Below are 11,016 nucleotides of genomic sequence, written 5' to 3' on the forward strand. Positions count from 1 at the left end.
TTAAAGGTGCGCATCAATTCCTATATTCATGCCAATACAGCTCCGTTTCGCGACTCCAGCAGGTGCAGGAGTTCGGCGGTTTTGTCTTCCAGCAGGGCGCGGTTGCCGCGGGTTTCCACATTGAGGCGCAGCAGCGGTTCAGTATTGGACATGCGCAGGTTGAAGCGCCAGTTCGCAAATTCCAGGTTCACGCCATCCATGCTGTCTTCGTGGAGGGCGTAGGGGGCGTACTGTTCCCTCACAAGCTTCATAAGGGCAGGCGCGTCCTGCACGCGGCGGTTGATTTCGCCGCTGCACGGATAGGCGTTCATGCGCTCGGCCACAAGCTCCGCCAGGGGGCGACCTGTGCGGTGCAGCAGTGTTGCCACCAGCAGCCAGGGCAGCATGCCTGAATCGCAGTAGGCAAAATCTCGAAAATAGTGGTGGGCGCTCATTTCGCCGCCGTATACGGCGTCTTCGGCCCGCATGCGCTCCTTCATGAAGGCATGGCCGGTTTTGCCCATGACAGGCTGGCCGCCTGCGGCAAGCACCACTTCACGGGTGTTCCAGTAGACGCGCGTGTCATGAACCACCTTGCCGCCGGGAGCGCGCCGCAGCAATTCCTGTGCCAGCAGACCTATGCAGTAGTAGCTCTCAATGAAATTGCCGTTGCCGTCATAAAAAAAGCAGCGGTCAAAGTCTCCGTCCCAGGCGATGCCCATATCCGCTCCGGCCTCGCGCACGGCAGCGGCGGTGGCGGCGCGGCGTTCCGGCAAGAGCGGGTTGGGTACGCCGTTGGGAAACGATCCGTCAGGCTCCATATGCAGGCAGGTGAAATCAAAGGGCAGGCCTTTTACCAGTTCTTGCAGCACAAGGCCCGCGCAGCCATTGCCCGCATCGGCCACGATTTTGAGGGGCCTGCGGCCCTTCGCGGGCGCGTTCTGGCCCGCGCCGCTGTAATCGAGCAGCCAGCGCACGTATTCGCCTCTGAAACAATCCTCGTGCAGGGCAGGGTAGGGCGCGTCCGCAGTGGCAGCGCGGGCATCCTCCGTCAGCAGTTCAGCCACCCGGTCGCGCAGGGCGAACAGGCCGGAATCGCCACTCACGGGAATGGCCCCGCCACGCACGAGCTTGAAGCCGTTTTCATCCGCCGGGTTATGGCTGCCGGTGATCATGATGCCCGCATCAAAGGGCCTGTTGGCGGCGGCATAATAAATTTCTTCCGTACCGCAGAGGCCGATATCCGTAACATTGGCCCCGGCCGCGCGAAGGCCGCTGGCAAGGGCGTCGCGCAGCAGAGGCCCGGAAAGGCGGGCGTCCCGACCCAGCACCACATGGCGCGCGCCAAGCACTTCCACCACGGCCCGGCCCAGGGCATGCGCCAGGGGGGCATTGAGAGCATCGGGCACACGGCCACGAATGTCATAGGCTTTGAAGCAGGAAAGGGGCGTGTTCATGCGGTTCCTTGGTTTTGTCATCGCTGCGGCGCGGCCGCCATGAAACAAATATCGTGCGACACTGTTGTAGCCAACTTGAACGGACTTTGCCAAGCCCGTTTTTGCCTGCCGCAACGCAGCATATGCTGCGCGGCAGGCACGCCCTGCATGGAGAGGGGCGGCGGATCACGTTTGGAAAGTATAGTACATGCAGCAAACGGCACTACCGTGCGACAAGACTGCCAACGCCTGTCCGGAGTCCGGCGTCGCACCACGCGCGACCGTGGCGGCAGCCGTTGAAGCCAGCCGCACACTGGCCGCGCGCGCTGGCCTGGGCTGTGGGTCATGCTGGCCCCACTGGTCGTGCTACGCCCGCGCGCAGCCGGTTTTTGGGGGCAGCAGCGGGTCAAGATTGTTGACCTAGCAAATATATTTTTTTAGGCTACGCCATGCCATTGCATATTGAAAGAAGCCACAAGGCATTCTTCCTTGGCAGAGATATAAATAATCTATAACTATTTAAAATAATAAATTTAAAAATATTTTCAATATTTTTTACCATCAATCATACCAACGTTTTTTGCGGGTGAGGTCGGACTTTTGGGGACGGCCTTGCCCTTTCTTTTTGCCATGCCCTGAAAGGCATCCGTGTAAAAGCTGAAACGCGACGTATATCCAGGCGCGTGTGCGCAACCTGTCCATACCTAACTACAAGCAAATGCACGCTTTCTCCGCTTGTTGCAACCATCTCGCATAGCAGTTCGCGTTCCGTATCTTTTTGTATGTGTTTGTGCGGCGGAATGGAAAGGCGGGGCAAGAGGAGGTAGCACTACCTCAACGCATGAGGTCTGTTACTGTTTCGTCTGATTCGATAATTTTATAATTATTTTGGAAATTTTTCCAAAACATAAACATTGGTGACATGGCCTCGCTGATAAACATCAGTTCAACGGGAGATAGAAGTTCAACATCTCCCATTTTGACATAAAGCCTTCTCAGTTTTTCGCCAAGCCAATATTCGAGCAGTCGTGCCGGGATGGCATGCATTTCATTCATGGGATCATTTTGTAGAAGGTGTCGATCCGGATCGTTTTTGGCGTCCATGAAGAACTCAAACAAGGTGGTTTGCCCCATTACGCCCATAGCGTCATAGACTTTATTGCGTAGTCTTAATGCTTGAGGCAGGGGAAACAGATTGAACAACGCCTTTGAGCATTCAGCAACAGTGGCATTGAATAAGCCGTCAGAATGTGGAGCCAAGTCGTCTATCATGACTGTATCTTTTAAAAAATAATGCAAGAAGTCTTTTTTAATGTTATCGTCATTTTCTGCTGCCCAGTGATTTATGTGGACACAAAAGACTATGGCGGCGGCACTTTCGCTCATTTTTTTCTTGAACAAGCCGAACATGTTGTAATCTCCATTTGTTTAATCAAGTGCGTGAGAAGCATCACGCCGAATGCGCTGCCTTGGGGGTGTCCAGAGGGCAGGCCCTTGGCAGGCTTTGAGACGGTGTGTCACAGCCGTCATCCTGTACTCCCCTCGCGAGCCTACGCAGAAACGATATACGCAGAAGTCATCTTTGGGAAGTCCTTGAACTTACAATGGGCGGCGGGCTGTTCAGGCTTCTGTTTTGCGGTCACAAGCGAAACGGTCGCCCACACTTTGCATAGCAAAGTATAGTGGGCTAGACTTTTGGCTTTCGCAAAGACCGGAAGCAGACGCGCTCACCATTTTTCATGTCGCCAAATCCGGGGCTGTTCCGCCCTTTTTTTCTCCTGGCACACGAAGAGGGGCGGCGCGGTTTTTGTGAGCGATACCCAAGGAAATATCGCGCTGCAAAAAGCCGTGCCGCCCCGATGAGTCAGCGTTAGCTGTGGCTTACTGTTTCTCTTTCAGTGCCGACAAGTAGTCGGAAAACTCCTGTATCATTTTGCGACGTTCCGGCAGGTATTCTGCATAGTTGTAGGCCGCCCGCACTCCGTTGCGCTCACTGTGCGCAAGCTGGCGCTCTATCCAATCACGGTTGTAACCAAGTTCGTTCAGCAAGGTAGAAGCCATTGAGCGGAAGCCGTGAAAGGTCATTTGCTCCTTGGTGTACCCCATACGGCGCAGTGCCACCACCAGCGTTCCCTTGTGCATATGTGGCTCGCTCTTGCTCCCGCCGGGGAATACATAGCGTCCGCTGCCAGAAAAATTGTGCAATTCGCGCAGAATAATTAAGGCTTGCCGGGAAAGCGGCACGATATGCACCTGTCGCATTTTCATCCGGGCTGCCGGGATACGCCATTCGGCTTTTTCAAAATCGATTTCCGCCCATTCCGCGCCCGCAAGCTCACCAGCTCGCACGAATACCAGCGGGGCAAGCCGCAGGGCGCATTGCACGGCGTAGCGGCCTGAATAAGCGTCCAGGGCCCGGAGCAGAGCGCCGATTTCTTTTGGCTCGGTTATGGCGGCATGATGGTTTATCGGCTCCGGTGTGAGCGCCCCGCGCAGATCGGCGGCAACGTCTCTTTCCGCTCTGCCTGTGGCGATAGCGTAGCGAAAAATGCGCCCGCTTTCGCGTAAAGCCCGGTGCGCCGTGGTCAGGGAGCGGCCTTCAATGCGCCGCAGTATGTTGAGCAGTTCGGGAGCGGTAACGGCGCTGATGGGCCTTTTCCCAATGGCGGGGAACAAATGAACTTCCAGCCTGCTCTTGATAACCGCCGTGTAATGCGGAACCCATGAGCCGGAATACTTGTCCAGCCATTCCCGCGCCACGGCTTCAAAGGAGTTTCTTGCGGCTTCCACCGCCGCCGTTTTTGCGGCCCGCTTTGCGGTACTGGGGTCTATGTTGTCTACCAGCAGCTTTTTTGCGTCCTCGCGCCGCTCCCGCGCTTCTTTCAGGCCGATAGCCGGATATGGCCCGATAACCAATAACTTTTGCTTACCTCCAAAACGGTAGGCCATGCGCCATGATTTTTTGCCTGTGGGCGTGACGTACAGGAACAACCCGCCGCCGTCCGAAAGTTTTTGCACCTTGCCGTTGCCGTTTACCCGCCGTATGCCAACGTCCGTCAGTTTCATGCAGCCTCCCGCCTTCTTGATAAAAAGTAGCGTCCCGCACTGAAATGCTGTATGATGCCTTATTCGGAACAGACCAGCATTACAGGTCATCAGTGAAGAATTGATACCAAGAACGTACCAACAAGTCTACCAACAATGGACAGGGATTTTAGGGTATCAAAGTGGACGAAAAACGGAAATAATTTCCGCATATTTGTATGAAATTATTGAATTTTATGGCTGTACAGAGATGTGGCTGGACTGACTACATATCTCCTTGGCGGAGGGCATGCCTCCGTAAAGCGTTCACCCCTTGTCCGAAAGAAACCGGGAAGGGGTGATTCGTGAGTCTGCGCTTTTTCCCGGCAGGTTGTCGGGAATTCTTTGAAGTAAGACCTTCTCTCTGCGCAGGGGCGCGCTCTGACGTCCCTACAGCGTTGCGTCTGGTTACGGCAGCACGCAGTTCACGCCCTTTCTCTCTGTATTTCTTCGCACAGAGTCTTTTTTACGATCCCTTGTCTGTTCCGAGATTATCCAGGCAAAAATGTTGTCTGTACCATATGGCACCCCGGCGCTCTATGCTTCCGGGGTCTTTGCATTGTGGCGTACGGCACAATGCCATGGAGCAGTATGTCCGCCATTACCATTGAAAATGTGGCGTTCGCCTACGATTCCGAACCGGTATTGCAGGATCTTTCCGTGAATATTGCTTCCGGGGACTTCGTCTGCATCCTGGGGGAATCCGGGTGCGGCAAGAGCACGCTTCTGCGCATTCTGGCAGGCCTGTCGCGGCCCACACAGGGTCGGATTCTTATTGGCGACAGGGAAATCACCGGCGCCGGCATGGACAGGGGCGTTGTGTTTCAGGATTACAGCCTGTTTCCCTGGCTGACCAATGGCAAAAATATCGTGCTGGCCCTGAAGGCGCGGTTTCCTGAAAAAACGGAAAACGAGCTGAAAAAGATCGTGTATGAGGGGCTTGTGAATGTGGGGCTTGAGGCCAGCGTCTTTGACAAATACCCCTTTGAGCTTTCCGGCGGCATGCGGCAGCGGTGCGCCATCTGCCGCGCCTTTGCCCTGGACCCGCCCGTGCTCCTGATGGATGAGCCCTTCGGCGCGCTTGACGCCATTACCAGGGTCAAGTTGCAGCACCTGATTCTCTCGCTGTGGCAGAAGGACGAGAGCAACAGAAAGACCATCATTTTCGTCACGCACGACGTTGACGAGGCCTTGCTGCTCGCCAACAAAATCCTGCTCTTCGGCTCAAGCCCCAGCGGCATCATCTATACGCACAGCTTTGAAAAAGACAGCAAGCCGCCCCTGGACGACATGTTTGAGGATCACTCCATCCTCGCTCTGCGCAACGAACTGATCCGGAATCTGAACAAGGATATCATGAAGCGGGTATGACCCGTCATTGTTCGCGCCCCCACAGGGGAAGGTTTTTATGTGGTACAACTGACTGAAATAGTTGATATTTTACTTTTATCTAACTACCGTGGAGACCTCAGTATGAAAAAAGCGTTACGCGGCATTGTTTTTTCCCTGCTGCTGTCCTTGTGTGCCTTTGCGGCTTTTGCGGCGGACGCCCCGCAGACCTTCAAGGTGGCGTACAATCCACAGACCGGCAATATTCTTGGCTTTATAGCCCTGGAAAAAGGCTATGACGCGGAAGAAAACATCAAGATCGAACTGGTTCCTTTTTCCAATTCGACGGATGCGCTGAACGCCCTGCAATCGGGCAAGGTGGACGTTGCCGTTTCTTTCGGCACCACGGCCCCGCTGACCTTCGTGACCAAGGGCGCGGACTTCACCATTTACGGCGGCTATGTTTCCGGCGGCATGCCTGTCTATGCCAGGCCCGACTTTGAATACAAGGGCATGCAGTCCTTTGTGGGACACAGCGTGGCCGTTCCCCGTATGTACACGCCGGAAATCGTCTGGCGTGGAGCCATGGCCAAGGCGGGTCTGGATCCCAACTCGCAGTGCACGGTTCTGGAATTCAAAAAACCCACGGAAGTTCTTGAAGCCGTCAAATCAGGAAAAGTCGATGTGGGCATAGGCACGAACTCCACCTATTTGCAGGCCGTTGCCGCCGGGCTCAAGATCGTGACCTGGACCAATGATCTTGACCCCATGCACGTCTGCTGCCGCCCTGTGAGCAAAACGTCCCTGCTGACAGATAATCCGGCCCTCGTGGTTTCTTTTCTCCGCGCCTGGATCAAGGCCGAGCGCTTTTTGATCACCAATCCCGAAGACTGCGTGCCCATCAACGCCAACTACCTGAAGCTCGACGAAACGCAGGCACGGCAGATGCTGCTTGAAACCAACCAGGTGTTCGAATCAGACCCGAAAACCAACGGCGTGCGCTACATGTGGAAGCTGCTGGGTGACCTCAACTATGCGCAAACTGGCGGCATTGATATTGAAAAGCATCTGAATTCCGTCTTGTACGAGCAGGCCCTGAATTCCCTCGCGGCGGAAAATCCCAATGACAAAGTCTACGCCATGTTCAAGGAACGCTACGTCAAGTACAACAAATAAGGAAACGCTGATGTATTCCATTTGGCGGACTTGCTCCACTTTTTTTGAAACAGTCGAGGACGGAAGAGTCCACTCCTGCTTCAAAAAAAGAGCGCGCCTTGCCAAACGAAACTACTGCGCGTTTCCAAGAAGCTCTTTAATCAGTGTTTTCATAGGTATGCATGATGAGCGCCATTATTGACAACCAAGACCTGCGTTCGCGGGCTGGCGGCAAAAAAGCCGCCGCCCCGCGAGGGCAGGGGTTTTTCGCCCGCTGGAGCGCCGCCGTCGGGACGGCGCTCCTGGTGGGGATAATCCTGCTGGTGTACGAACTCTGCACCGATGTTTTCGGCCTTCTGGACGCCATGCTGTTTCCCGGTCTCGGCAAGATCGGCGCGGCGCTGGTGCGTTCTTTGCCGCAGCTTTTTGAATCCTGCGTAAGTTCCATGAGCCTGCTGATTCCCGGCTATATCATCGGAGCCTTGGGCGGTATTGTTCTTGGGGTGTTTGTGGCCATGCACCCCTGGTTGCAGCGGGCGGTACGGCCCCTCATTTTCGCTCTCAGCCCCGTGCCCCCGTCCATGCTGACGCCCTATCTCATCGCCGTGCTGCCCACGTTTTACGCCTCATCCGTCGCCATCATCTTTCTTGGCGTGTTCTGGCCGTATCTTGTGGGCACCATCACGGGCATAAGCCTCATTGACAAGAAATACCTGGACAATGCGGAAATTCTGCAACTGAAGGGTGCGCGAAAACTGTTTTTCGTCATCCTTCCGGCAGCGGCCCCCCATATCTTGTCCGGCGCGGGAACGGCACTGACCTTTTCCTTTATTCTTCTGACCGTGGCCGAGATGTTCGCCACAGATTCCGGCCTGGGGCATTTCATCCAGTACTACGCGGATTTCTCCGATTACGCGCGCGTGCTGGCTGGCCTCTTTTTTACCGCCGTGGTCTTTGTGTGCATCATGCTGGTGTATGAATACATTAAACGTAAAACGCTTTTCTGGATGCTGTATGGCGCCGCCAATGGCAGATAGCCAGCGTAAATTTTTGCGCGGTCGCCCCGTGGCCGCGCCCCGCAGGCATCCTGAAAAGGCTTCAGGCCGAGACGCCCCGCAGCAATAGGAACCGATGGGACGCCCCCCGTGTCGCAAGGAAGAAACCATGAAAAAAATCCGAATGAGTTGCGCTTCCGGCGGATGCACCTATGAGCGCATGGAGCCGGCCATTGAAGTGCTGGAAAAGGGCGACCTCGATTACATCGTCTTCGAGTGTCTGGCGGAAAGAACCATCGCCAATGCGCAGATGGAAAAGCTGAAAGACCCCTCCAGGGGCTACAATCCCATGCTTGAGGAGCGGATGCGGGCCATCCTGCCCCTGGTGGCCGAAAAAGGCGTAAAGATCATCTCCAACATGGGCGGAGCCAATACGCCGGGCGCTGTGGCGAAAATTCTGGAAATAGCGGCGGAAAAAGGCGTACGTGGATTAAAAGTGGCCATGGTGCGCGGCGACGACATCACCGCCATGACGCCGCGCTATTACGACGTGCCGCTATGGGATTCCGGCCAGCCTTTGCGCACGCTTGCCGACAGCATCGTTTCGGCCAACATCTATCTTTCCGGCGATCCCATCAAACAGGCCCTGGATTTGGGGGCGGATATCGTCATTACCGGCCGCGTGGCCGACGCCTCGCTGTTCGTGGGCCCTCTCAGGCACGAATTCGGCTGGGACGCGCACTCCCCCGACCGGCTCGGCCAGGCCATTTTGCTGGGGCACCTTATGGAATGCGCCAACCAGCTCACCGGGGGATATTACGCCGACCCCGGCTACAAGGACGTGCCGGATATGCACCGACTCGGCTTTCCCATCGCCGAGATCGACGAAAGTGGCGTATTTTCCATCACCAAGGTCGCAGGTTCGGGCGGCCGCGTCTGCGTGGATATCTGCAAGGAACAGTTGTTATATGAAATCGGCGATCCTGCGGCCTATATCACGCCTGACGGCATAGCGGATTTTTCGCAGGTGACTTTCGAGCAGGCGGGCGAAGACAGGGTAGTGGCCCGTCATGGCCGCGCCCTGCCCGCCCCCGACACCTACAAGGTGAATATCGGCTACAAGGACTGCTACACCGGCGAGGGCAGCATCAGCTACGGCGGAAAAAACGCCCTGGCCAGAGCAAAGCTTGCGGCGGAAATTGTGGAAAAGCGCCTGGAACTTTTGGGCGTGGCCCTGGACGAGTTCCGCGTGGACTACATAGGCTATAATTCTTTGTACCGTGACGCCATTTCCTCCGGCATTGCGCCACAGGCTCCGGCCGAGGTGCGCATGCGCGTGGCGGGGCGCTCGTCCATTCCGGAGGCCGTGGCCCGCATGACGCGCGAGGTGGATTGCCTCTATATCAACGGCCCTGCGGGCGGGGGCGGCATACGTTCCGAATTCGGGCCTGTGATCTCCGTTGAAAATATCCTTATCCCCCGGGCGGACATTACCCCGACCGTGGAACTCTTCGAGATCTGAAATGAAACTGAGAGAAATCGCTCACGCCAGGGCAGGAGACAAGGGCAATACCTGCAACATCTGCGTCGTGCCCTATGACGAGGCGCAGTATCCGCTTTTGAAAGAAAAACTGACCGGTGACAGGGTACGGGCTTTTTTCAGCGACATCTGCCTGGGCGAGGTCATCCGTTATGAGGCCGATGCCGTGAGCAGCCTGAACTTTGTGCTGAAAAATGCGCTCGGCGGCGGCGTGACCCGCAGCCTTGCCGTGGACAAGCACGGCAAAACCCTGGGCATGGCCTTGCTGGAAATTGACATCTGATGCCGCGAACCGCGTGGACGGCCCAGTTTGTTGGGTATTTTGCTTTGAAATGCTTTGTGGGGGAGGGACCCTTTTGCAAAAGGGTCTCCTCCCCCACGCCCCCACCCCCTAAAATCCTTATTGGCGTTTCAGGGGGTTACAAGGGTGTCCTGATCTGGAGCGGGATTTTCTGAGGCAACGCCTTTCAGGCTTTGCGCGCTCTCAATAGTAAGCTGCTCTGGCGCAGAGCGTTTGGCCCAGGTATTTGGGCTAGCGTCTGGCCATGGCGGCCATGCGTCTGTCCCAAGCGTCTGGCCCAAGCGTCTGGCCCATGCGTCTGGGCAACCAATTGTATTCAGCGTTCTGGGGCCGTGCGAGCGGCGCCCGCCGTGAGGCGTGTTATTCCTTGGCGGGAATGACGTGGATTGCCTTGACCAGCAATACCACCTGATCCCCTTCCTTCAGGTTCAACTCCTCAAGGGATTCGGTGCTCAGGATGGACGTCATTGTCCCCGGCTCGGCAAGTTTGCATGAGATTTGCGACATGACGTCGCCTTTCTTGACCTTCGTTACCGTGGCTTTCATTGAGTTACGTACGCCGTATTTCATCTTTGACCTCCTGAATTGGGGTTGTGGCTCTTTTTTACCACCTCGCCAGGGAGACATCAATGAAAACAGCCGCAATACGCAGATAAAGTTTGTCGGGACATTTTACTTTTTTAAAAAATGTAAATGCCCTGACTCTGCATAAGAGCGTCAGGTGTTGTAGAATGGCCTTGCCGTATCGCAAACACGTTGGCAACGTCTTTGCCCCTGCGGCAGGCAAGGCTCTGCTTGCATGTACGCGGCACGCCGTTTCAGGCGGAGTATGGAAAAAGATGCAAACGCGGTTTCCGTCACCACAGGCGCGGCATGCCACGGGCGGGCATGGCAAAGAGCGCGGCCCGAATCCCTGGACGGGGAAGGCCACCACGAGCCGCAGCGCGTCGTTCCGACGTGTTGTTGTCGTTATTCCGGCTTGTTGCCGTCTTTATCCTTGTTGCGGGCGGCGGGGTCGTCGGTTTCCTGCTCGCTGATGGACTGCTTGAAGTTTTTAATGGCCTTGCCAAGCCCGCTGCCGATTTCGGGCAACTTTTTGGCGCCAAACAATAGAATCACAACTACCAGCACAACAAGCAGATGTTGTATGCTCAGTGCTCCCATACCATGCATCCTTGCGTTGGGGTTTGTCCTTAC

10 protein-coding genes are annotated in these 11,016 nt (G+C 55.9%); 5 read left to right on the top strand and 5 right to left on the bottom strand.

Annotation, left to right across the window (positions count from 1 at the left end; all coding sequences use genetic code 11):
- Window positions 1-26: 26 nt before the first annotated feature.
- From DESU86_RS08885 to DESU86_RS08895, 3 genes are all read right to left on the bottom strand, one after another.
- Complete coding sequence (locus DESU86_RS08885) at window positions 27-1,436, bottom strand: phosphomannomutase (RefSeq protein ID WP_179980722.1); 1,410 nt, start codon at window positions 1,434-1,436, stop codon at window positions 27-29.
- An 813-nt stretch (window positions 1,437-2,249) separates the two neighbouring features.
- Window positions 2,250-2,825, bottom strand: coding sequence for a hypothetical protein (locus tag DESU86_RS08890; RefSeq protein WP_179980723.1), 576 nt, complete (start codon window positions 2,823-2,825; stop codon window positions 2,250-2,252).
- 471 nt (window positions 2,826-3,296) lie between these two features.
- The gene (locus tag DESU86_RS08895) at window positions 3,297-4,481 is read right to left on the bottom strand and encodes a tyrosine-type recombinase/integrase (protein ID WP_179980724.1); all 1,185 of its coding nucleotides are present in this window, start codon (window positions 4,479-4,481) and stop codon (window positions 3,297-3,299) included.
- 609 nt (window positions 4,482-5,090) lie between these two features.
- On the opposite strand from DESU86_RS08895, the gene DESU86_RS08900 reads away from it, so the two are divergent.
- From DESU86_RS08900 to DESU86_RS08920, 5 genes are all read left to right on the top strand, one after another.
- Complete coding sequence (locus tag DESU86_RS08900; protein ID WP_179980725.1) at window positions 5,091-5,870, top strand: ABC transporter ATP-binding protein; 780 nt, start codon at window positions 5,091-5,093, stop codon at window positions 5,868-5,870.
- Between the two features lie 102 nt (window positions 5,871-5,972).
- Window positions 5,973-7,004, top strand: a complete 1,032-nt coding sequence (locus DESU86_RS08905) for an ABC transporter substrate-binding protein (RefSeq protein WP_179980726.1) — start codon at window positions 5,973-5,975, stop codon at window positions 7,002-7,004.
- A gap of 164 nt (window positions 7,005-7,168) precedes the next feature.
- Complete coding sequence (locus DESU86_RS08910) at window positions 7,169-8,020, top strand: ABC transporter permease (RefSeq protein WP_179980727.1); 852 nt, start codon at window positions 7,169-7,171, stop codon at window positions 8,018-8,020.
- A gap of 127 nt (window positions 8,021-8,147) precedes the next feature.
- A complete protein-coding gene (locus DESU86_RS08915) occupies window positions 8,148-9,500 on the top strand; it encodes an acyclic terpene utilization AtuA family protein (RefSeq protein WP_179980728.1) in 1,353 nt (450 codons plus the stop codon).
- A 1-nt stretch (window position 9,501) separates the two neighbouring features.
- Window positions 9,502-9,801, top strand: coding sequence for an AtuA-related protein (locus DESU86_RS08920; protein WP_179980729.1), 300 nt, complete (start codon window positions 9,502-9,504; stop codon window positions 9,799-9,801).
- Window positions 9,802-10,179: 378 nt separating this feature from the next.
- Here DESU86_RS08920 and DESU86_RS08925 read toward each other — a convergent pair whose 3' ends face one another.
- Together DESU86_RS08925 and tatA are read right to left on the bottom strand one after the other, a co-directional pair.
- Complete coding sequence (locus DESU86_RS08925) at window positions 10,180-10,446, bottom strand: TOBE domain-containing protein (RefSeq protein ID WP_332068188.1); 267 nt, start codon at window positions 10,444-10,446, stop codon at window positions 10,180-10,182.
- 342 nt (window positions 10,447-10,788) lie between these two features.
- Window positions 10,789-10,983 (bottom strand): twin-arginine translocase TatA/TatE family subunit, encoded by a 195-nt coding sequence (gene tatA, locus DESU86_RS08930; protein WP_179980731.1) that lies wholly within the window; start codon window positions 10,981-10,983, stop codon window positions 10,789-10,791.
- Between the last annotated feature and the right edge of the window lie 33 nt (window positions 10,984-11,016).

Source organism: Desulfovibrio sp. 86, assembly GCF_902702915.1.
In the GTDB taxonomy this organism is placed as follows: domain Bacteria; phylum Desulfobacterota; class Desulfovibrionia; order Desulfovibrionales; family Desulfovibrionaceae; genus Desulfovibrio.

Excerpts from the sequence above, each read along its gene's own strand:
- tatA (WP_179980731.1), bottom strand. The coding sequence starts at position 10,983 with ATGGGAGCACTGAGCATACAACATCTGCTTGTTGTGCTGGTAGTTGTG.
- DESU86_RS08910 (WP_179980727.1), top strand. The coding sequence starts at position 7,169 with ATGAGCGCCATTATTGACAACCAAGACCTGCGTTCGCGGGCTGGCGGC.
- DESU86_RS08915 (WP_179980728.1), top strand. The coding sequence starts at position 8,148 with ATGAAAAAAATCCGAATGAGTTGCGCTTCCGGCGGATGCACCTATGAG.
- DESU86_RS08890 (WP_179980723.1), bottom strand. The coding sequence starts at position 2,825 with ATGTTCGGCTTGTTCAAGAAAAAAATGAGCGAAAGTGCCGCCGCCATA.
- DESU86_RS08895 (WP_179980724.1), bottom strand. The coding sequence starts at position 4,481 with ATGAAACTGACGGACGTTGGCATACGGCGGGTAAACGGCAACGGCAAG.
- DESU86_RS08920 (WP_179980729.1), top strand. The coding sequence starts at position 9,502 with ATGAAACTGAGAGAAATCGCTCACGCCAGGGCAGGAGACAAGGGCAAT.
- DESU86_RS08885 (WP_179980722.1), bottom strand. The coding sequence starts at position 1,436 with ATGAACACGCCCCTTTCCTGCTTCAAAGCCTATGACATTCGTGGCCGT.
- DESU86_RS08905 (WP_179980726.1), top strand. The coding sequence starts at position 5,973 with ATGAAAAAAGCGTTACGCGGCATTGTTTTTTCCCTGCTGCTGTCCTTG.
- DESU86_RS08900 (WP_179980725.1), top strand. The coding sequence starts at position 5,091 with ATGTCCGCCATTACCATTGAAAATGTGGCGTTCGCCTACGATTCCGAA.
- DESU86_RS08925 (WP_332068188.1), bottom strand. The coding sequence starts at position 10,446 with ATGTCTCCCTGGCGAGGTGGTAAAAAAGAGCCACAACCCCAATTCAGG.